Genomic DNA, 21,812 nt, shown 5'->3' on the forward strand with positions numbered 1-21,812 from the left:
AAACGTTTCACGTGAAACACTTCGTCGCAATGACGTGCGACATGGGAACAAATGTTTCACGTGAAACAGTGGCAACACCAGCAGCACTGAAGCGCTTTTGCACGACGTAAGTAGTTTGAGGGTTTGAAAGGACCTGACATGAACATCTTGGTATTGGGTGGCGGCGGTCGCGAACATGCCATCGCGTGGGCGCTGGCGAAGTCCCCGCGTACCGACAGCCTGTACGTAGCGCCGGGCAACGGCGGCACGGACGGCATCGCCCAGAACGTACCCGACCTGAACCCCGAGGACGGCCAGGCCGTGTTGGCGTTCGTTCGCGAGAACGCCATCGACTTCGTGGTCATCGGACCCGAGGCTCCGTTGGTTGCGGGTGTTGCCGACGTGCTGCGCGCCGCGGGGGTTCCCACGTTCGGACCGGACGCCCAGGGTGCCCAGCTGGAAGGCAGCAAGACGTTCAGCAAGAAATTCATGGATGCCAACGACATCCCCACCGCTCGCTACGCCAGCTTCACCGACCTCGAGCCTGCGCTTGCCTACGTGCGCGAGCTGGGCGCGCCCATCGTGGTGAAGGCCGACGGCCTGGCCGCTGGCAAGGGCGTCGTGGTAGCCGACGAACTTGAGGACGCGGAAGACGCCGTGCGCTCCTGCTTCGACGGCGCATTCGGCGACTCGGGCAAAACCGTGCTCATCGAGGAGTGCCTGACTGGCCCCGAGTGCTCGATGCTGGCGTTCGTCAGCGACGGCAAGGCGCACTGCATGGCCACCGCCCAGGACCACAAACGCGCGTTCGACGGCGATCGCGGTCCGAACACGGGCGGCATGGGCGCGTACTCGCCGGTGCCCATCGTGACGCCGGACGAGCTGGCGGCCATGCACGACATCATGGAGCGCGCAGCGGTTGCCACCGCGCGCGAGTTCGACAACGATTACCGCGGCGTGCTGTACGGCGGCTTCATGCTGACGCCCGAAGGTCCGAAGATCATCGAGTTCAACGCTCGCTTCGGCGACCCTGAGACGCAGGTGGTACTGCCGCGTCTCGAGTCCGACCTGGCGGATATCATGCTGGCCGTGGCCGAAGGACGCCCCGACGACATCGACCTGCGCTGGTCCGAGCAGTGGGCCGTGTGCGTGGTGCTGGCCAGCGAAGGCTATCCCGGATCGTACGAGAAGGGCAAGGTCATCCTCGGAATCGACGAGGCCGAGCAGATCGAGGGCGTCACGGTGTTCCATGCCGGCACCGCCAAGAATTTCGACGACGAGCTGGTCACTGCGGGCGGCCGCGTGCTGAACGTGGTGGCGCTGGGCGACTCGTTCGACGACGCGCGCGAGAAGGCGTACGAAGCGTGCGATCTTATCAACTTCGAAGGCAAGCAGTACCGCAGCGACATCGGCAAACGCGCTGCGGCCGGTCGTGCCGCTTGGGAGAACTAAATGCTTTCAGAACGCTTGCTCACGTCCGTTGTTCGCGAATGCACGAAGAATTACCTGCGCCTCGAACCGACGCAAGAGCGACGCGTGCCCGGGCCGAAGCCCGGCCAGAAGTACATGCTGTACATGCACGTGCCGTTCTGCGAGCGGCTGTGCCCCTACTGCTCGTTCAACCGCTTCCCGTTCGCGGAGGATCGCGCGCGGCCCTACTTCGCCAACATGCGCAAGGAAATGCTCATGTTGAAGGACCTCGGCTACGACTTCGAAAGCCTGTACGTGGGCGGCGGCACGCCCACCATCATGATCGACGAGCTGTGCGACACCATCGATATGGCGCGCGAGACGTTCAGCATCGGCGAGGTGTCCAGCGAGACGAATCCGAACCACCTGATTCCCAGCTACCTGGACAAACTGCAGGGCCGCGTGCAGCGTTTGAGCGTTGGCGTGCAGAGCTTCGACAACGACCTGCTGAAGCAGATGGATCGCTACGACAAGTACGGCAGCGGCGAGGAGATCCTCGAGCGCATCGGCGAGGCCAGCCCCTACTTCACGTCGCTCAACGTGGACATGATCTTCAACTTCCCGGCGCAGACCGAGGACGTGCTGTTCAGCGACATCGAGCGCGTGGTGGAAAGCGGCACGAGCCAGACCACGTTCTACCCGCTGATGGCCAGCCCCAGCGTGGCGCGCTCGCTGGCGCGCACCGTGGGCAAGGTTGATTACGCGCGCGAGCAGCGCTTCTATGAGATCATCTCCGAAGTGCTGGCCGGCGGCGAGAACCCGCTGTTCGAGCACGGCAGCGCCTGGACGTTCAACAAGCGCGGCACGGGCGCGGCAGGCGAGGACGCGATGATCGACGAGTACGTGGTGGATTACGAGGAATACCCCGCCATCGGCAGCGGCGGCATCACGTATTTGGGCAACAACCTGTACGTGAACACGTTCTCGGTGAACGACTACAACGACGCCATCGAGCACGACCGCATGTCGCTGATGGGCAAGGCCACGTTCAGCAAGCACGACCAGATGCGCTACCGCTTCATGATGCAGCTGTTCGGATTGCGCCTGGACAAGCGCCAGTTCAAGAAGGACTTCGGCGTGTCCGTGGAGCGCGGTCTGCCGGTGGAGATGGCGTTCATGAAGGCCTCGGGCGCGTTCGACCGCGACAACGCCGACGAGCTGACGCTTACGCCGAAGGGCCGCTACCTCATGGTGGTGATGATGCGCCAATTCTTCATCGGCGTGAACAACCTGCGCGATCAGGCGCGCGCAGCCCTGGTGGGTGAGGAACGCGAGCTTATCTTCGGCGACGGCAAATAACCGTCTGTCCGCATCCGCTCGAACACCGAAACGCCTGCGCATCTGCCGCGGGCGTTTTTCGTGTGTGCCGAGCCGCGCCCGGCAACGTGTTCCGGTTCGACTGCGGGCTCGGGTGTCCGACTGTTTCACGTGAAACGCGCTTGTTTCCGTGTTCCGCGGAGTATCCAACGTAGACGTTTTCATCGGCGGGCACGCGTTTCGGCATTCCTCGGCAATTTACGTGCTATGATACAAAACCACAACGAGGGACGTTCTATTGCCTGATAGGAGGAGGAAACGGCATAGACATGGCCAAGAGGGGACGGCATACGGAGGGCTTTACGCTCGCCGAACTTCTGATGAGCGTTGCCATCATACTCATTCTTGCTGCCATCGCCTTTCCTTCCATCGTGTCGGCGCAGAACAACATGCGCATGTTGGAGCTGAACAACGCCGCCCAATCCATCGCGAACGCCGCCCAAGCCCAGATGACGGCCAAGAAAGTATCGGGCACGTGGGTGGATGCCGTGAAGGACGGCGACTCTTATCGCGCCTGCTTCCCCGCCGCGCTTGCGGGCTCATCCCATTCGCAAGGCGAAACGGAAGATGTTTCACGTGAAACTCTCGGGTCCGACGAGGTTGCTCCTCCTTCCGCTTCTGCTGCGGAGTCTTCCAAACGTTACATGACGGCGGACACCGCCCGCGAGCAGGGCATCGTCCCGGCGCTCGCCGTGGAGGAGGCTGTGCGCGACGCCGACTATATCATCGAGTTCGATGCCGACACGGCGCAGGTGACCGGCGTGTTCTACGCCGACGGAAGGTCCGGCTTCTTCGGATCGACCCCTGCCTCCACGAACGCCGCGAAGACGTATTACGAAACCGAGGGCGCCTCCACCGATCAGGCGGCGCGCATGGGCCACGACCCCATGATCGGCTACTATGGCGGCACCCCTGCCGGCGCCACGCCCGAGAAAGCGCTCGCGAACCCGGTGATCTGGGTGGACGAAGCAACGGGCTGTCTGATGGTGCAGGACCCCAACATTGCCGCGGACGGAAGCGCGGGCTCCACCACCTCCACGGTGGCTATCGAGAACACCGGCAAGAACGTGGCGTTCTCGATCTCCGGCTTGAGCAACGGAACAACCATGGTGTCGTTGTACACGGCCGATGACGGTTCGGAGTCGGTTGGCTTCACCAACTTCGCCGCAGCCATCAAGCAGCAGACGCGCGACAACGCGAACGTGAAGGGCAATGTGTGGGCCATCGACCTCAACGCACTTTCGCAGCTGGTGGCGAAGGGGAATGACGGCAAGCCGGCGGCGGATGACTCGCAGAAAGCGAAGCTCAAGCAGGTGTTCGACGCGTGTGTGGCGGGCGACGCCCTGACCGTGTCGGTGGAGACGAAGGACGCCTCGCGCAGCTGCGTGCCGGGCACGGCTGCCGCCCATGTGGAGTGGCCGAGCCCTGCGGGCAAGCTGACGATGCTAATAACCAACCCGTACTCCGTCGTCGTGGCCGGCGAGAAGAACGAAGCTTACATCGAGCCGCAGGTGCGGTCGGCGGTCGCGGACAGCGCGCATCCTTCCATTGGGGCGGGCTTCGGCAACGGCGACGGCGTGGTGAAGGACGGGCTGACGGTCAACCCCTTCTATGAAGATAAAGATAATCACTTCCGCGTTTCCAACGCGAACGCGCAGTTGAAGCAGGAGAACCCGCAGGCCGGCTACCAGTCGTACGCGGGAGGCTGGATAGCCTCGTCGTCCGTGCGCGACGACGCCACGTACCGGCTCGAGGGAACTGTGGGCGCGTACAACAATCATGCGTACCAGATTTGGGAGCTGTGGATCAAGCGAGCCGACACCGGTGAATGCATGCGCGTGGGCTACTTGAACGATGGCAAGTGGGAATGGGGCGTGTTCAACCAGAAGGGGGTCAACTACGACTACCGTTTCCTGAACGACTGCTTCACCTGGTACGGAACGAATGAAACGGGCGATGCTTCGGGTACCCTTGCCGGAACCGATACCGATACGAACAACGTCATATCCCTGCGCCTCGATGTGCAGAAGTTCTACGCCGAGGCCGAGAACCATAAGAACCACGGCTTGGCCGACGAGGACGGCAATGCAACGGTGTACGTGCGCACGGCTCCGAAGGCATCCGAAGTCCAGGCGTACTTCAACAAGCTGGCGGTTCCTGAACCGGCTTCGGTTGAGAATCCGTTGAAGGCTGCCTATCTGAGCGGCAGCGCCCAGGAGACCGGCTCGCGCACCGCGGATACCCCGTCGGTCACGGCACGCGCCGCGTTCGAAGGCGAGTTCGGCGCCTCATCGTCCGACGTGTCGTGGGCGGTGTCCCAAACCACGACCGCCGGGTTTTCCCAGGGGAGCGAATACCTGAGCACCGCCGCCACCGTGCCGGTGCGGGTGTACTACTCCATCGCCCCCGGGGTTGGTTTCGCGAACATCAGATCTTACGATAACGGCAACGGCAGCGGGTACCTAAGCGGCGTGCTCAGCACGCGCTTGACCAACGTCTCGCTTTGGCTGTATCGCGGTCCCTCTATCAACGATCTTGCCGTTATGCCACCCGCCCTTCTGAAGAACTACAAGGGGTTGGAGTTCTCGTGCCGCCAAGGAAGTACGTACGACTTCAAGATAACCACCCAAGAAGACTACCGCTTCTACCGGGCGCTCGCATACACCGTCGAGAATGGAAGTGCGCCGCCATCTCAATACGTCCCGCACGCATCGGCAAGCGATGAGAGCGTCGCGAAAATCGCCGCCGCCGAAAACTACGAAACGGACGATAAGCTGTACACGTTCAAAGGGTGGACAACCAAGGATACCATGTCGGGTGCAGAACTTCTCGTCGAAGCAGACAAGCTGGTTTCCGACTACGACGGACTCAGCTACCAAGGCACGACGCTTGTCGCAAGCTACGACGAGCGGAAGAAGGTGCAGCCGTCTTTGGGCATGATGTACATAGAAACCGGCACCGACAAAACGGGTTCGCCGGCGTACGGTTACTATGGGTATATCGAGAACAACGCGGCTGCGGTCGAAAACTTGCTGTCCAACGAGTACTCCGTCACCGACGGTGGCTATTACGTGGTGGTTCCCACTGGCAGCAATCAGCCGAAAATGACGGGCAGAGGCGACATCCCGAACTATCTCAAGGACTTCTCCGACGTGCTGCAGGGTTTGTCCATCGAAGGAGGCTTATACGATTGCTATCGCATCACGGTGAGCGATAAAGACGTGGGGCAAAACCGCCCGTACGACAAATATAAACTGAAGAATCAGACACTGTCGTTCAAGGCTGATATTCAGACAGGTGCGAGCACGGTCTCCGTCGAGGGCACGTACACGGTGAACTTCGCATTCGCTTGCGCTGTCGAAACGAATGAAGAGGCCGCCCTTTCATGGGGAACGAGCGTTTCGCCCTGGAACGTTCGACTGGGACGGCAGTTCGTCGGCAATTTGACAGCTGGAAGCAACAATGTGCAGGGGAAGTATGCTCAATATAACTGCTTTATCCAAACGCGGAACATCGATTTGGCCGATGCGCCTGTCGTGAGCACGTCTAAATTCACTCAGCCGTTCTTAGGCTCGACGTACGACGGAGGCGGCAACAGCATATTCGGAATACCGTACCGACTGGCACATGAAGGGATTACCGGTGAGAACCAGGGAAGAAACGGTCTGTTTCTTGATGTTGGCGGGGAGAGCCTGATTAAAAACGTGAACATCGTGCTGGATCCCACCGATGAAGGCTCAGAGTATGTGTTCGTTTCCACCCATGGAAGCAAACTTCGATTCGGACTCCTCGTCGGGTCGATTGACGGAGACGGAGCCGATATTCAAAACTGCACGGTCGGCGTTGCCGGCAAGGAGACGGCTACGCTTAGGATCATCAAAAAGGGTACAGGTGGCGAGGCGTATATCGGCGGTTTGGTGGGCTATGCAAGTCAAGCCAATGTGAGCGATCTATCGGTCAAGAATCTTCGTATTGAGGTTGTCGCCGATGTCGAAGCATGGAAAACCTCTCCCGCGATCGGGGGGATCTTCGGCTACGGCTCGCAGTTGAACATGTCGAGGAGCTCCGTCGATGGCTTCGCATGCGCTCTTTTCCAGCCTACGTTCGTTAACGAGAAATATCCCAGCCAAAACACGCGCATCCATTTCGGCGGTTTGGTCGGCAGCGCTCAAATGGCAGTCATTAGCCAGAACGTGAAGAGCAACGCGGTTCTGCAGGTTCCTGCCGGCCAGTTGCGAGATTCTGTTGTTGCTGGGCGGTACGTTGGGCAAGCATCAATGAGCGCGGTTGCTCAGAACGAATCCGGGCAGGTGTTCGTCAAATACGGCGACCCGAGTGAAGGCGGGGAAACCGTTGAGGTGACTGCCGACGTCGGGGTGCAGTAATGACAAAAGCTCGCAACATCCTTCGTGACACTTCCGGGGCTTCTATTGTCATTGCGCTGGTGTTCTTCCTTATTTGCGGCATCATCGGGTCGGTGGTGATGACGGCTGCCTCGGTGCAGGCCAAGGCAGCGCAGACGCATGTGGACTTGCAGCAGAAAGAGTACGCGATGCAGTCGGCAGCGAAGCTGATGGCTCAGCAGCTGGGCGGCGAGGATGCTGTCTGGGAGGAGAAATCGGTAGTCGTTAAAATCGCCTACGATACCGCAGGTGAGGCGAGTGTCGATACGAATAGCTTGCGTTCGATGATCGGCCAGAGTTTCTGGACCGAACGGCGCACGAAGGACATCCTCGCCGCCCGCGCGGAGGGGAAGGATTACGTGCTGGGAAGCTCCGCATCCAACCGGTTGCTCATCGACCCTCCAAGCGAAGCGGGGGGTCTCGCCCCGGTGTACGGCTGTATCACGGTGGATCCCGACCTCAACATCACCGTGGAGTTGTCGCTCGATTCCGCTTTCGCGGCGGATTCCCCCTACAACACCACCATCTCCATCCAATGCACGCCCACGTTCGATAGCCAAGGCCGCGTGACGGTGATCGAGTACGGCGACAACACCACCGTGAAGAAGACGGAGGCGGCGTGATGATCGGCAAAACGACGCGTGTGCTGCGCGAGAAACTACAAGATTGCCACGGCGACACGATGGTGGAGGTGCTGGCGGCAGTGTTCATCGCGGCGCTGGGCGCCACGATGCTCGCCACCATGGTGACGGTGTCGGCAACTGCTTCGGCCCGAAGCCAGCAGGTGCTGAACGCCTCGTACGCCGCGGAGGCTTCTTTATACGATTCGTCTTCCTACGGGCCTGTCGTGTCTGTAACGCTTCCGGACTCTTCGACCGCAGTTCCCATCAAAGTGAGCGTATACCAGTCGGGCGGCTATGCATACTACGAGGAGGGTCGGTAGCATGACGCCCCTTCTCGACAAAGCGTCGCTTCGATCCCGCCTGCGCGACACGCGGGGGTTCATGATTGCGGAGCAGCTGGCCAGCATAGTGTTCATCGGGCTTCTTTGCGTTGCGGTGGGCGTCGGGCTGCAGGTGGCCATGAACTCGTACACCTCCATCACCCGGCAGGCGCAGGCCGACGCGCTGCTGCAACAGGCGGTGGAGGTAGTGAGCGACGAGCTGACGTACGCGCGCGACGTGGAGGGCGAGGGAACGCAGGCGCCCGATAACCCGCTGTACTTCACCAGCCCCACGCGTCACGAGCCGGCGGTGCTGCAATCGCGCGATGCCGGCGAAGACGGCATCGAAGACGGCATCTGGCTGAACGCGGCCGGAGAGCAGTCGCAAATCGTGCCGGCACGCGACGGCCTCGCGCCCAAGCTGGCAGAGCTTTCATACAACGCGGACAACGAGACCTGGAGTTTCCGCATCACCATCGCATCAGGTGAGGACGTGGCGGCCGAAACCGCCATGACCGTGAAGAGGATAGGATCGTAAATGGCGTACAAACGGTTGGGAGACGTGCTGATAGACGCGGGCCTCATCACCGAGGACCAGCTGGGACACGCGCTCAAACAGCAGAAAGAGACGAAACGCCGCCTGGGCGACGAGCTCATCGCCGAAGGCGTCATCACGGAAGCGGGCCTCATCGAGGCGCTGCAGATGCAGCTGGGCGTGGAGTTCGTCGACCTTTCGGCGATCGACCTCGACCCCGAGCTAAGCCGCGTGATCAGCAAGAACGTCGCACGCCAGTACAACGTGGTGCCCGTGCGCACTTCGCCCGACGAGGTGTGCCTGGCCATGAGCGACCCGCTGAACTTCATGGCCATCGAAGCGGTGAAGAACGCCACTCGGAAGCGCGTCATCCCTATGGTGACCACGCATGATTCGCTGATGCGCGCCATCATGACGCTGTACGGCAACGAGGGTGCCGCCCGCGCCATCGAGGAGATGAAGCGCGACGCCCGCACGACAGGCGCCGACGACGCCTCGACCGGATCGTTCCAAACCTCCACGCTGGGCGACGACGCCGACGCGCAATCGGCTCCCACGGTGCGTCTCGTGAACAGCATCATCGAGCGAGCCGCCACCGAGCGCGCCAGCGATATCCACCTGGAGCCGCGCGAGATCGACCTGCATGTGCGCATGCGTATCGACGGCGTGCTGCGCACGATCCTCACGGTGCCGAAGGAGCTGCAGGCTTCGGTCATCTCGCGTTTGAAGATCATGGGCGGTATGAACACCTCGGAGCGCCGCGTGCCTCAGGACGGCCGCGCAAACATCCGCTTGAAGAAGCAGGACATCGACCTGCGCATCAACACGCTGCCCACCATCCACGGCGAGACGGTGGTCATCCGCCTGCTGGACAAGAGCGAGGCGCTGTTCGACCCGGCGGGCATCGGCCTGGAGGGCGACAACCTGGAGAAGTACCAGCGGCTCATCGGCTCGAACAACGGCATGGTGCTGATCGTGGGCCCCACCGGCTCGGGCAAAAGCTCCACCATGTACACGATGATCCGCCAGCTGAACACCGATTCGGTGAACCTCGTCACGCTGGAAGACCCTGTGGAATACAACATCGACGGCGTGAACCAGGTGCAGATCAACGAGAAAACGGGCATGACCTTCGCCAGCGGCCTGCGCGCCATCCTGCGCCAGGACCCCGACATCGTGGCGGTGGGCGAGATTCGCGACGGCGAGACGGCCGAGATCGCCATGCGCGCCGCCATCACCGGCCACCTGGTGCTGTCCACCGTGCACACCTACGACGCGGCGTCCACCATCGACCGTCTCATCGATATCGGCGTGGAGCCGTACCTCATCGCCAGCGGCGTGCGCGGCGTCATCTCGCAGCGCCTCGTGCGCAAGGTGTGCCCCCATTGCCGCGAGGAGTATCGGCCCAGCCCCGAGGAGTTTGAGGCTATCGGCCTGCGATACGATCCCGGCGTGAGGTTCTACCGCGGAGCCGGGTGCCCCATGTGCTTCGGCACGGGCTACCGCGGGCGCACGGGCGTGTTCGAGATCCTGGTGATCGACCGCGAGCTGCGCAGTCGCATCACGGGCGGCGCCACGCGCGAGGAGCTGAAGGACGCCATCGAGCGCACGGGCTCGTTCAAGACGATGGAGGACAGCTGCCGCGAGCTGGTGCTGACCGGCGTGACCACCGTCGAGGAAGCCCGCAAAACCATCACCGCGCTGGAGTAAGGAAGAGGACGGCGGATGCCAAAAGCGCGGCGATGGCAGCAAACCGAAAGAGAAGGACCACGCATGAACGTTGAGCACATCATAGACATGGCGCGCCAGGTAGGCGCTTCCGACGTGCACCTGGTGTGCGGTCTGCCCGTGAAGTTCCGCCTGGCCGGATGCCTTGAGAACGCGGGCGTTGACGGCGACGCGCCGCTGTCGCATGACGATTGCGAGCAGCTGGCCCGCCGTTTGGCCGGAGACGGCTTCGACCGCATCCAGCGCATCGGCGAGCTGGATCGCGCCGAGACCATCGGGGGCGTGCGCGTGCGCATCAACCTGTTCCGCCAGCAAGGCCATGTGAGTGCGGCTTTGCGCCTGCTGTCCGATCGCATCCCCGCGCTGGAGACGTTGGGCTTGCCGTCTGCGGTCATGGACTTCCCGCGCATCCAGCGCGGCATCGTGGTGGTGACGGGCGAAACCGGCAGCGGCAAGTCCACCACGCTGGCGGCGCTCATCGACAGCATCAACCACACGCGCGCCGAGAACATCATCACCATGGAAGACCCAATCGAGTACGTGTACACGCCCGACCAGTCCGTCATCTCGCAGCGCGAGATCGGCCAGGACACCGAAAGCTACAGCAACGCCCTGCGCGCCGTGTTGCGCGAGGACCCCGACATCATCCTCGTCGGCGAGATGCGCGACCTCGACACCATCCAAACGGCGCTGACCGCCGCCGAGACGGGCCACTTCGTGCTGGCCACGCTGCACACGAAAAGCGCTGCCGACTCCATCGACCGCATGGTGGACGTGTTCCCCGAGGGCTTGCAGCGCCAGGTGCGCATGCAGCTGTCCACCACGCTGGTGGCCGTGCTGTCGCAGCAGCTGCTGCCGCGCCGCGACGGCATGGGCCGCGCGCTGGCGTGCGAGCTGATGATGGTGACGCCTGCCATCCGCAACCTCATCCGCGAGGGCAAGACGCCGCAGATAGCCGGCTCGCTGGCCACGTCGGCCTCGGCGGGCAGCGTGACCATGGACAACGCGCTGATCGCCCTGGCCCGCAACCGCGACATCACGTCCCGAACCGCCATCGATGCCGCGCACGACGTCGACTACGTGAGAAAGAGCGTTCGCTGATGCCAACCTTCACTTACACCGGGATAACGGCCGCCGGCCAGCAGATCGACGGCGTGGTCGAGGCGTTCGACGAGATCGAGGCCATGGAACGCGCGCGCGAGCAGTGCCGTGTCGTCCAAAGCGTGGTCCCCGTGCGCGAGGGCAAAAACCTGCTGTCCATGGACATCACGAAGCCGAAGGCCAAGCAGAAGAACCTTGCCGTCATGTGCGCCCAGTTCGCCACCATCCTGAACGCGGGCGTGCCCGCCGCGCGCGCCACGTCGCTGGTGGCCGACCAGGTGACCGACAAGTATCTGAAACGCGTGCTGGCCGACGTGGCCGCCGACGTGGCGTCGGGCCACAGCCTGGCCGAGAGTTTCCAAAGCAAGGGCGAGAACCTGCCGCGCGTGTTCATCGAGACGGTGCGCGCCGGCGAGGAGAGCGGGCATCTGCCCGAGAGCTTCCAACGCCTGCACGGGTACTTCGACAAGCGCGCGAAGGTGTCGGCCAAGGTGCAAAGCGCCGTGACCTACCCCATCTTCGTGGCGGTGATCGCCGTGGTGGTGCTGGCCATCATGATGGTGATGGTGATCCCCTCGATGACGGGCATGATCGCATCGCTGGGGGCGGATACGCCGGCCATGACCCAGTTTTTGATCGACGCTTCGAACTTCGTCACCGACAACTTCCTGCTGATCGCGGTGGTGCTGGCGCTGATCGTCGTGGGCGTGAAGCTGTTCGGCACCACGGAGCGCGGCAAGACGACGTTCGCCGTTTTGAAGCTGCGGCTGCCGGTGCTGGGCGCGGTGGGCGTGTGCTCGGGCGCGGCTCAGTTCGCGAACACGATGGCCATGCTGGTGACGGCCGGCCTTCCTGCCACGCGGGCGGTGGCCATCACGTCGCGCGTGATGAGCAACTATGTGCTGTCGCGCGAGGTGGGGCGCTTGGAGGCCGGTTTGGAGGAAGGGCGCACGCTGGGCGAGGGCCTGGAGGCCAGCACGTACCTGCCGCGCACGCTGGTCGAGATGGTCACCGTGGGTGAGCACACCGGCGAGCTGGAGGAGACGCTGGAAACCATGGGCGCGTTCTACGACGACGAGACGCAGCGCGTGACCAACAAGGCGATTTCCATCATGGAGCCCGCCCTGCTTGTTTTGATGGCGTTGTTCGCGGGTTTCATCGTCATCGCGTTGTATTTGCCGATGTTTTCATTGTATGCTGCAATGTAACCGTTCTGACACCGTTTCGTGTCACAGCCGTTACTTTATGCAGAAAAATGTATGGGGATATTTCCGGTGCCCGAATGGCTCGGATAAGGAGAAAGGAACCGATATGAAAGAGATGATCAAGAAGATGCGCGAAGAGCGCGGCGGCTTCACGCTGGCCGAGCTGCTGGTCGTCGTGGCCATCGTGGCCGTGCTGGTGGCCATCGCCGTGCCGCTGTTCTCCAGCTCGCTCACCAGCGCCGAGGAAGCCGTGAAGAAGGCGAACGAGCGCTCGGTGAAGGCCGAAGTGACGACGGGTTACCTCGCCGACGGCTTTGACAAGACCAAGTATAACAACATGTATTATAGCGCTAACGACAAGGGCGACCTGACCGGTCCGGCAAGCGCAGCTTCTGAAGGCGCCAAGTATGTGTACAAGGTGACGATCGATGATTCCACCGATAAAACTAAGCCGACGATCACGGTCACGGACGTGACTGACGGCGAGCCCACTAACTAACGCATGACCATTCCCCTTGGCATCTTCAATCCGGCGCAGGCGGCGTTCCTTCTGGGGGTCGCCGCCGTGCTGGGTGCTTGCCTGGGGAGTTTCGTGAACTGCCTGGCATGGCGGCTGGCCAACGGCGAGAGCGTGTTGGCCGGCCGCAGCCATTGCACGTCGTGCGGCCACGTACTGGGAGCGTTGGACCTCGTCCCTGTGGCATCGTGGCTCGCGCTTCGCGGCCGCTGCCGCCACTGCGGGCAGCGGGTGAGCCCGCGCTACGTCATCGTGGAAGCGCTCGTGGCCGCGTTGTTCGCTGCCGTCGTCGCGCGCTACGGATTGTCGGTGCAAACGGCCGCCTACCTGGTGCTCGTGTGCATCCTCATGGCTGTGGCGTTGGTGGACCTGGACACGTTCATCATTCCGAACGGGTTTGTGGTGGCGGGCTGCGTGCTGTGGCTGGTGTCCATCTGGTTCATGCCCGCACCGCGCGTGGACGCGTTCTCGGTGGGCAGCCTGTTCTCGGGTTGGGTGCATCCGGGCGGCGCGGTGGCGCTGGACGGCATCGTAGGCGCGGCGGTCGTCGCGGGCGGCGTGCTGGTATTGTCCGTGGCGTTCGACAAGGTGACGAAACGCCGGTCGCTCGGCGGCGGCGACGTCAAACTGCTGTTCATGGTGGGGTTGTTCCTCGGGTTGGCGGGTTCTATGCTGAATCTGCTGATGGCGTGCCTTATGGGGTTGGCGTTCGCGTTTGCTCAGGGGTTTTCCGTACCTTCTTCGCCGGGCGAGGGCGAAGGCGAGGGGGAAAGCGTCCGAACAAGGGCGATTCCGTTCGGGCCGGCCATTGCCGCGGCCACGGCGTTCACGCTGTTGGCGGGGCCGACCATCCTCACGTGGTACGCGGGGTTGTTCTGACAGGATATGCAGCGGGCTGAAAGGAAAACGCGCCGCATGGGCAAAACGTACACGGGTGTCGATATCGGGGACAGCAGCATCAAGCTGGCGGTTTCCGACGGCCAGTCGGTGAGCAAGGTTGCCATCGAGATGCTGCCCGAGGGCCTGGTGGCCGACGGGCGCATCGTCAGCCACGACGCGATGGCCGACTTCATCAAAAGCGTGGTAAGAAGCATCGGCGGCGTTTCGAAGGACGTAGCGTTCGTGGTTCCGAGCTCCGACAGCCTGTTCCGTCGTCTGTCGCTTCCCGCCATGACCGAGAAAGAGCTGCGGCTGAACCTGCCGTACGAGTTCCGCGATTACATATCGCAAGGCAAAGACCGCTACGTGTACGATTATGCGATGTTGGGCATGCGCAACGACGCCGACGGCCAGCCCGAAGGCATGGATCTGCTGGCGGTTGCGGCGCCTAAGCAGGCCATCGCCGACTATACCGAGATGTTCCGTCGCGCAGGCTTGAAGCTGAAGGTGGCGCTGCCCGAACAGGCGGCGTACCAGAACCTCGTGGGAGGCAATCCTCGCGCGCTGGCTAACTGCTGCGTGATAGACTTCTCCCATCATATGACCAAGCTGCATTTCTTCCTCGACGGCGCCTACGACGTGGCCCGCGTCATAGAGATCGGCGGCATCGACATCGATCGCGCCATCGCGAACGAATACGGCGTCGACGAGCACGTTGCCGACCAGTACAAGCGCACCGACTACCAGGGCGCGCAGTGCTCCGAGGCCGCCCGCGCGGTGTACCAGTCCATCGCGATTGAAATCGGGCGCGCGCTGAACTTCTACGGCTTCAACAACCCCGACGCTGTCATCGAGGTGGCGTACTGCTGCGGTGGCGGGCTGCTTCTGGATCCGCTGGTAGAGGCGGTGGCTGCCCATGTCGACTTGCGCGTGTCGTCCATCGTCGACGTGCTGCCGCCGATGAGCGCGCCTTTGGGCGAGGCTCTTCGCTGTCCGGTTGCCATCGGCGCCACCATGAAGGCGGGGCGGTAGCCATGGATTTGAAGCAGGAGGTGTCGCTGAGCGCGCTGAAGCGCGGCAAGGCGCCGGCGTACCCCGTCAAGACGTCCATCAACTTGGTAGACACCCAGCAGCAACGTGGCAATCTGCTGGCGCAGCTGGGTCTGTTCGCCATCGCCCTGGTGCTGATCGGCGTATTCGCGAAGTTCGCCGTGGTGGATCCCTTGGCGGCGAGCGCGGCAAGCAGCAACGAGGTTTCCGCAGCTCAGGCGCGCCTGGACGTGCTGGCGGCCGAGAACGCCGACTACGCAGAGCTGAACGCGCAATACGATCGTTATGTGGTGCCGGGGTTGTCCGAAGAAGAGCAGAACCTGGTCGATCGCGATGTGGTTCTGAACTTGCTGCAGCAGAAGGTGATGGGCGTAGGTCACCTGTCGTCGCTGCGCATGGAGAAGAACACGGCCACGGTTACCTGTTTGGGAGCCGATTTGAACGAGGTGTCCGCCCTGGTGGAAAGTTTGGAAAGCGACCAGCGCGTAGCGCATGTGACGGTATCCACGGCGCAGGGCGAGAACGATAGCTCCACGTCGGCTACGATCCAGATCGTGTTCGCGGGGCCGCTGGACGTCGAAGGCGACGGCGGCTCGAAGGAGAAGGGAGCCGGCGATGGCGCGGCGTAGCGTGTTGAACCGCTCGTTCTCCACCAGCGAGAAGGTGCTCATGCTGGTGCTGGCGGTGCTGCTGGTGGTGGCATGCTACTACTTCCTGGTGGTGAAGAACGTGGCCGACACGATAGCTGCCAATGAAGACCGGCTGGCGGACATCGAGATCAGCATCAACGCGCAGGAGATGCTGGCGGCCGATCGCGCGCGCATGAAGGCCGAGCTGGAGGCGTTGGGCGAAGACGGCACGCTGCCCGTGGTGGCCGTGTACGACAACATCCGCAACGAGTTGAACGAACTGAACGCGCTGATGGGAGGCGCGACCACGTACAACCTCTCGTTCGCGCAGCCCACCGTGGAGGACAAGCTGGTGCGCCGCGAGGTGACCGTGTCGTTCACGGTGCCCGATTACGCGGCTGCGCTGGACGTGGTGCGCAAGCTGGAGAACGGTACGTACCGTTGCGAGATCACCGACTTCTCCGTGATCGGCGACATGTTGGCCGACGGTACCGTGGACAGCGTCGATGCTGTGCTGACTGTCACCTATCTGGAAACCACGAACGGCGCCGCAACCACCGCCGGCCTCGTTGAAAAAGCCAAGTAGAAAAAGCTTAGAGTCGCAGGATCTTCTGTCATCCTGGCGATCTATTCCGCTTGGTAGCTACCGATGACGAAGCGGTTCTTGCCGGCGGCTTTCGCACGGTAGAGAGCTTTGTCGGCTTGGCGATAGGCGCTCTGGTACGAGGCGATTTTACCGTGCAGCTCTACGCCGCCGATGCTGAGCGTCACTTCGTGTTCGGTGCCGTACTGGTCGGTGAACGTCACGCCGCGTTTTACGATGCCGGCGCAAGCGATGGCCAAACGCTCATCGTCGATGCGTCCGTTTACGCAGATGGCGAACTCGTCGCCGCCCAGGCGTCCGATCAGGTCTTGCGGCCTGAACGCGGCCGCCAGCGCCGCGGCCGTCTGTTGCAGCGCTCGATCGCCGGCAAGGTGGCCGTACGTATCGTTCACGCCCTTGAAGTCGTCGGTGTCCACCACCAGCACGGCTCCGGCGTTGCCGTTTGACAGCAGCTCCCCCGCCGTTTCTTGGAACGTCTGCCAGTTCAGCAATCCGGTGAGGCCGTCGTGGTGGGCGCGTTCGGACAAGTCCATCTTCTCGCGCATCTCATCGTCGATGTTAGTGATTTTCCCGATTACCGAGATGGGTTTGCCCGTATCGTCCTCCACGAAATGGGAAGTGATGCGTATCCACTTCCTATCCTTGTCGGGATTCGCTTCCTCGTGGCACAGCACCTCGGTCACGGCGTTCGACGGCGAGGTGAACGCATCCAGCAGCTCGGGGTTCGCACTGTGCTTGATGAGCTGGCGTGCGTTCTCGTACGAGACGTAGGAGGATCCGTCGTCCATGCTCGTGGCATCGTCAACGTAGGAGCTGGAAAGAAGCGATTTCGACTTCGAAATGCGCAGGGTGTCCGATTTTATGGAATACTCGAAGAACTGCTCGTTTGCCAGGCGGTACAGCTCTTGAAAGCGCAAATTCTCTTCGCGTACGGCGCGCGCCGCATGCATGCGGGAGCGCAGGTACAGCGCAAGCAGAACGATGATGAGCACCAGGATGGAAATGCAGACAAGTGCAAACTCGAGTACGTGGTCCCTGATGAACAGGTTGATCTGCTCTTCCTGGGGAATCAATGAGTTGTCGTAGACGATGGAGTCGAGCTCGGTGGGGCTAAGATCGCGCAGCGATTTGTTGATGACGACCAATAACTGCGGATCAACTGGCTGCACCAAGCCGAAGCAGACGTCCAAGGTTTTCGTAGAGGTGGGCAGATACAGCAAGTTGTTTAACTCGTCGATGTTGAGGTAGTACGGAGTAGTGTACGATGTCGCGTACGTGTAGTCGGCCTCGCCCTCGTTCACTGCCTGAAAGCATTCCTCAATGGTGCCGTACACCTGCACCGGCGCGTTGTCCGGAGCGGAGTAGGCTTGATCCCACGGCAGTGCGATGGTTTTGCCTTCTAGCTGGTCGGGGTCGATGAACTTGCTGTATACCAGCAACATCGAGGTGGTCATGTAGGGAGCCGACAGCGCGATGCCGTTGTCGATCGAGGTATGTCCGTCGTCGCTCACGCCCGCGATGATGTCTACGTTAAAATCACTCGCGGTCTGTTGAGAATCGAGTTGATACGGGATCTTCACCACTTCGAACGAGAAGCCCGCATGCTTCGAGAGATACTGCAGGATGTCGTTCGTCACGCCTTTGAACTCGCCTGTTTTGGCGTCGAACGACTGGAGTGGCGCCTTCTCCGACGCCACGCCCACGCGCAGCGTTCGGTAATGGCTGACGTACTGCATTTCCTCGTGGGTTAGTTCGAAGTTATTCTCAGAGGTTAGGAAGTACTTTTTGTAGAGGTTGTTCTGGAGTTGGGGGTTGCCCTCGTTGATATGCTCGATAGTGGCGTCGATCTCGTCGATTATCTCGCGATCGCCTTTAGGGGCGGCGAAGAAGAAGGGACGCTCGGCGAACGACGCGATAATATGGAAGCCGTCTTGCGCGTTGACGTCGATATCGAGAAACGCGTCCGCCTCGCCCGCATTGGTCCTGTCCCGCATCTCTTGTGAGGAGGAGCATTCTACGGTGGTTAGTCGTATGTCGTTCTGATCGCAGTAGTACTCGAGCTCCGCGCGGCGTTTCTTCGCGGTGGCGAGGATGGCCACGCGCAGCTCGCTGCGGGTGAACAGATCGGTTTTCGAGACGGCGGCATGTATGTTCGGGGCGAACAGGGCCGTGTGGGCCGAGCCGTAGCTGTTTTCGGGGTATTCGTAGGTTTCGGCAAGGGCGGCGCTGTACGACATGCTTCCCTCGATGTCCACCTCGCCGTTGTCCAGCATCTCTAAAAGCCGCAAAGCGCGTTCGTTTGCATTGTCGCCCTCGGCTTCCACGAACTCGAACGACCAGCCGGTGAACTGGGCGATGCGCATGAGGTAGTCGTAGGTGTAACCTTCATAGGTGCCGTCATCGTTTTTTGTGAGCAGGCCTTCGCTGTCGGTGTAACCCACCTTGACGATGCGTGGCTGGTCGGAAGCGTGAGCTTCTTCGGCGGTGACCGGTATGAGAAGCGCGCAGGCTAAAACCGCCGAGAGCAGCACTCTCGTGCATAAGCGCAAGGCAGTCGTATGTGATCTCTTCTTCGTCGTGCTTCCTTGTTCCGGGTGGAATATCGGGGTTACAGTATAGCCTCTTTTTGTAAACAATTCGCACGGGGGTTCTGCCTGCGCACGACCATTTGCGTGTTCCGCACGGATGTTTCACGTGAAGCATCCGTGCATGGCCGCTCGACAGCAGCCGGGCGCGCAAAAAAGCGCCCCCGAAAGGGAGCGCTTCTGCATTCGAATGGTGGTCGGAGGGGGACTTGAACCCTCGACACGCGGATTTTCAGTCCGCTGCTCTACCAACTGAGCTACCCGACCACGATCAACCGTCCATGGGGACGTGGGACGATATTCTACCATATCCCATAGCCTCAGCAAGAGGAAATTCCCAAAAATCCCCCTCTGCTTACCGGGCCGCCTGCTTGGAAGCCCGGCGCGCATCCATCGGCCGCCTGTACGCACACCTGTCGGCGTACCTGCCGCGCCGTTCTTCTAGCGATAAACGATCTTGCCAACCGTCACGCCCTCGGCGATCATCGCGACGCCGCGCCACAGCACGAACACGGCTACGAGCAGAGAGAACAAGATCGGCGAGACGAACAGCATGATGGCGCACACGATGTTGACGATGCCCGAGAACAGGCCGATCCCCCATGCGGAGAAGCCGATGCTTTTCGATTTCATCGCCGCGAATATCTCGAACAGGCCGAACACGAGGAAGCACAGAGCCACCAGCCACGAGATGGCCGCGCCGCCCACCAGCGGATGCAGCACGAACATCAGGCCGATCAGCACGTCGAGGATCGCGTAGGCCAATGACCATCCCGACACGCTCATCATAGACCTGAAACGCACGTAGAACACGATGCCCAGCACGCCTGAGAGCAAGAAGCCCACGCCCGCGATCATGGCGATGGTGGCCAGCGTAAGGTTCGGCGCGAAGCAGCAGAGCAGGCCGCATGCGAGCAGCAGGATTCCCGCCAGTATCAGGCTCCAGTCCCATTTCTTCTTCAATGTCGCCATGAGCGCTCCTCCTCGTCTTGCCTTTCGGCATGCGTTTCTCTGACGCATTGTATCACCGGCTTGCGAGCGTTCGAGCGTTTGTGCGCGAAGGGCGGCTTGACGGCGCGAATCGCCGATTCGCCATACAAGAGCCTTCGCCATACGAAAAAGCCCCGGTCTACTCAAGCGGTTTGCGATGAACTGCGTGAGGGGACCGGGGCGAGGCGTGGGCCGAGGGTCGTTATGCGGTTTGTTTTCCCGGAGCAGCGTCGACGTCGTCGTCTTCCACGCGTCCGCGGATCTTCTTGACGCTGCGGCCAAGCATGCCGCCGAGCTTCGGAAGGTTTTTCGGTCCGAAGATGATAAGCACCACCACCAGAATAAGTATGAGCTCAGGCATGCCCATTCCGAATATCTTCATCGTGCGCTCCTCCCGGGCTTCCTCGCGTTCGGTGCCGAGCATTATAGCAACTTTAAATTTGTAGTTACTATAATTTTGTAGTAAAACCGACAATTTCGACGAAAAGCGCGGACGGCTCTTATAATGCAGAGCAAACGGCACGGCGAATCGCGGAGGGCGGACGATGGAACAGCGGCAGGCGGACGGCGGGCAGTCGATGGGATTGCGCGAGCGCAAGCGCCGCGCCACGCGGGACGCCATCGAGCGGGCGGCCATCGCCTTGGTGAGCGAGCGTGGCTACGACAACGTCACCGTGGCGCAAATATGCGAGGCTTCTTCCGTGTCCCAAGGCACGTTCTTCAACTACTTCCGCACGAAAGACGCGGCTATCGTGGGCATCGGCGAGTACGACCTCGATGCCGACTCTGTGCGCGCCGCATTCGATCGCCTCATGCCCTGCTCGATGCTGCACGCCACGCTCACCTTGTTCCTCGAGGTGGCGGGATCGTTCGATTGGGAAAGCGACATCGCGGCGCAGCGGATCGCGCTCGTCAGTGAAACGCCCTCGCTCATGCAGCTGTTCTTGGACAACGCGTTCGGCTTCGTCAGCGATTTTCGCAATATCGTGGAGGCGTATTTTGAAGCGAATCCTTCGCTGCGCACATGCTCCGATGTTCTGAGCTCGGCGGAAGAGTCGTACATCGTCGTGTCCGAGGCGCTTGAAGCCGCGAAGTTCGCGCTGTACCGCGTCGCCGACGATCCGGCGTCCGGCCTGCCCAGTGCAGACGAAGTAGAAGCGGTGATCAGGCGCATCGTGGGATAGCGCCCACGGCGGCGGTTCGCTACACTGAATGCGAACCAGTTACGGCGACAGAAGGAGTGCGAATGTCCTGCGAACAGAACAGCCCGGTAGTCGGCATCATCATGGGATCCGAAAGCGACATGCCCGCAATGGAGCCGTGCATGAAGCAGCTCGACGAGTTCGGTGTGCCCTACGAGGTGAAGGTGGCTAGTGCGCACCGCAAGCCGGCCGAGGTGCACGAGTGGGCAAGTTCGGCGCACGAGCGAGGCATCCGCGTGATCGTGGCGGCGGCGGGCAAGGCGGCCCACCTGGGCGGCGTCGTGGCGGCATACACGCCGAACCCCGTGATCACGGTGCCCATGAAGACCAGCGACCTGGGCGGGTTGGACTCGCTGCTGTCCATGGTGCAGATGCCCTCCGGCGTGCCCGTGGCCTGCGTCGCCATCAACGGCGCGAAGAACGCGGCCATCCTGGCCGTGCAAATCCTCGGCACCGGCTGCGACGCCGACCGTCAGAAGATCATCGACTTCAAGCGAGGCATGGCCGACGCGTAGGCGGCGTCCTGCTCGAGCGGTTGCAGCGTGCGGCCGGATGCGACCTGCATCCGGCCGCGCTGTTTCGTTAGAACGCTTGCGTTGCCACGTAGTCGGTGACGCTTGATTCTCGATAGCGCTTTCTTGGCAACGAGCGTTGCGCCCTTCATGCAAGCCGATA

Annotated in this window: 19 protein-coding genes and 1 tRNA gene; 16 read left to right on the forward strand and 4 right to left on the reverse strand. The window is 61.7% G+C overall.

Going from position 1 to position 21,812, the window contains the following annotated elements:
• Nucleotides 1–138 precede the first annotated feature (138 nt).
• From purD to ELEN_RS00265, 14 genes are all read left to right on the forward strand, one after another.
• Nucleotides 139–1,431 (forward strand): phosphoribosylamine--glycine ligase, encoded by a 1,293-nt coding sequence (gene purD, locus ELEN_RS00200; protein WP_009305615.1) that lies wholly within the window; start codon nucleotides 139–141, stop codon nucleotides 1,429–1,431.
• On the forward strand, nucleotides 1,432–2,748 hold the full coding sequence (locus tag ELEN_RS00205) for a coproporphyrinogen III oxidase family protein (RefSeq protein WP_015759778.1): 1,317 nt from the start codon (nucleotides 1,432–1,434) through the stop codon (nucleotides 2,746–2,748).
• 287 nt (nucleotides 2,749–3,035) lie between these two features.
• A complete protein-coding gene (locus tag ELEN_RS00210) occupies nucleotides 3,036–7,151 on the forward strand; it encodes a prepilin-type N-terminal cleavage/methylation domain-containing protein (protein ID WP_015759779.1) in 4,116 nt (1,371 codons plus the stop codon).
• Nucleotides 7,151–7,792 (forward strand): hypothetical protein, encoded by a 642-nt coding sequence (locus ELEN_RS00215; RefSeq protein ID WP_015759780.1) that lies wholly within the window; start codon nucleotides 7,151–7,153, stop codon nucleotides 7,790–7,792. The genes ELEN_RS00210 and ELEN_RS00215 overlap by 1 nt, the downstream gene beginning before the upstream one ends.
• The gene (locus ELEN_RS00220; RefSeq protein ID WP_009608928.1) at nucleotides 7,792–8,112 is read left to right on the forward strand and encodes a hypothetical protein; all 321 of its coding nucleotides are present in this window, start codon (nucleotides 7,792–7,794) and stop codon (nucleotides 8,110–8,112) included. The genes ELEN_RS00215 and ELEN_RS00220 overlap by 1 nt, the downstream gene beginning before the upstream one ends.
• Before the next feature lies 1 nt (nucleotide 8,113).
• A complete protein-coding gene (locus ELEN_RS00225) occupies nucleotides 8,114–8,650 on the forward strand; it encodes a hypothetical protein (protein WP_009608934.1) in 537 nt (178 codons plus the stop codon).
• Complete coding sequence (locus ELEN_RS00230) at nucleotides 8,651–10,357, forward strand: GspE/PulE family protein (RefSeq protein WP_015759781.1); 1,707 nt, start codon at nucleotides 8,651–8,653, stop codon at nucleotides 10,355–10,357.
• A gap of 63 nt (nucleotides 10,358–10,420) precedes the next feature.
• Nucleotides 10,421–11,476: a type IV pilus twitching motility protein PilT gene (locus ELEN_RS00235; protein ID WP_015759782.1), complete on the forward strand. Its 1,056-nt coding sequence runs from the start codon at nucleotides 10,421–10,423 to the stop codon at nucleotides 11,474–11,476.
• The gene (locus ELEN_RS00240; protein ID WP_009608958.1) at nucleotides 11,476–12,684 is read left to right on the forward strand and encodes a type II secretion system F family protein; all 1,209 of its coding nucleotides are present in this window, start codon (nucleotides 11,476–11,478) and stop codon (nucleotides 12,682–12,684) included. The genes ELEN_RS00235 and ELEN_RS00240 overlap by 1 nt, the downstream gene beginning before the upstream one ends.
• 103 nt (nucleotides 12,685–12,787) lie before the next feature.
• Nucleotides 12,788–13,180, forward strand: coding sequence for a prepilin-type N-terminal cleavage/methylation domain-containing protein (locus ELEN_RS00245; RefSeq protein WP_009608922.1), 393 nt, complete (start codon nucleotides 12,788–12,790; stop codon nucleotides 13,178–13,180).
• Nucleotides 13,181–13,183: 3 nt separating this feature from the next.
• Nucleotides 13,184–14,077 (forward strand): prepilin peptidase, encoded by an 894-nt coding sequence (locus ELEN_RS00250; RefSeq protein WP_009608952.1) that lies wholly within the window; start codon nucleotides 13,184–13,186, stop codon nucleotides 14,075–14,077.
• Between the two features lie 36 nt (nucleotides 14,078–14,113).
• On the forward strand, nucleotides 14,114–15,109 hold the full coding sequence (gene pilM / locus ELEN_RS00255; RefSeq protein ID WP_015759783.1) for a pilus assembly protein PilM: 996 nt from the start codon (nucleotides 14,114–14,116) through the stop codon (nucleotides 15,107–15,109).
• 2 nt (nucleotides 15,110–15,111) lie between these two features.
• Nucleotides 15,112–15,756 (forward strand): hypothetical protein, encoded by a 645-nt coding sequence (locus tag ELEN_RS00260; RefSeq protein ID WP_009608959.1) that lies wholly within the window; start codon nucleotides 15,112–15,114, stop codon nucleotides 15,754–15,756.
• A complete protein-coding gene (locus ELEN_RS00265) occupies nucleotides 15,743–16,342 on the forward strand; it encodes a hypothetical protein (protein WP_009305628.1) in 600 nt (199 codons plus the stop codon). Before ELEN_RS00260 ends, ELEN_RS00265 begins: the two co-directional genes overlap by 14 nt.
• A gap of 41 nt (nucleotides 16,343–16,383) precedes the next feature.
• On the opposite strand, the gene ELEN_RS00270 is transcribed toward ELEN_RS00265, so the two are convergent.
• The 4 genes from ELEN_RS00270 to ELEN_RS00285 all read right to left on the reverse strand — a co-directional run bounded on the left by ELEN_RS00270 (nucleotide 16,384) and on the right by ELEN_RS00285 (nucleotide 20,317).
• The gene (locus ELEN_RS00270; protein ID WP_227791239.1) at nucleotides 16,384–18,801 is read right to left on the reverse strand and encodes a transporter substrate-binding domain-containing diguanylate cyclase; all 2,418 of its coding nucleotides are present in this window, start codon (nucleotides 18,799–18,801) and stop codon (nucleotides 16,384–16,386) included.
• A gap of 335 nt (nucleotides 18,802–19,136) precedes the next feature.
• Nucleotides 19,137–19,212, reverse strand: a tRNA-Phe gene (locus ELEN_RS00275).
• Nucleotides 19,213–19,386: 174 nt separating this feature from the next.
• A complete protein-coding gene (locus tag ELEN_RS00280; RefSeq protein ID WP_009305630.1) occupies nucleotides 19,387–19,917 on the reverse strand; it encodes an HdeD family acid-resistance protein in 531 nt (176 codons plus the stop codon).
• Between the two features lie 220 nt (nucleotides 19,918–20,137).
• Nucleotides 20,138–20,317, reverse strand: coding sequence for a twin-arginine translocase TatA/TatE family subunit (locus ELEN_RS00285; RefSeq protein WP_009305631.1), 180 nt, complete (start codon nucleotides 20,315–20,317; stop codon nucleotides 20,138–20,140).
• A gap of 163 nt (nucleotides 20,318–20,480) precedes the next feature.
• Here ELEN_RS00285 and ELEN_RS00290 point away from each other — a divergent pair, with 163 nt between their 5' ends.
• Nucleotides 20,481–21,119 carry a TetR/AcrR family transcriptional regulator gene (locus tag ELEN_RS00290; RefSeq protein WP_015759785.1) on the forward strand — a complete coding sequence of 213 codons (639 nt, stop codon included), beginning with the start codon at nucleotides 20,481–20,483 and terminating at the stop codon, nucleotides 21,117–21,119.
• A gap of 62 nt (nucleotides 21,120–21,181) precedes the next feature.
• The gene (purE, locus tag ELEN_RS00295) at nucleotides 21,182–21,652 is read left to right on the forward strand and encodes a 5-(carboxyamino)imidazole ribonucleotide mutase (protein ID WP_009305633.1); all 471 of its coding nucleotides are present in this window, start codon (nucleotides 21,182–21,184) and stop codon (nucleotides 21,650–21,652) included.
• The last annotated feature ends 160 nt before the right edge of the window (nucleotides 21,653–21,812 follow it).

The organism is Eggerthella lenta DSM 2243 (assembly GCF_000024265.1).
Lineage (GTDB): Bacteria > Actinomycetota > Coriobacteriia > Coriobacteriales > Eggerthellaceae > Eggerthella > Eggerthella lenta.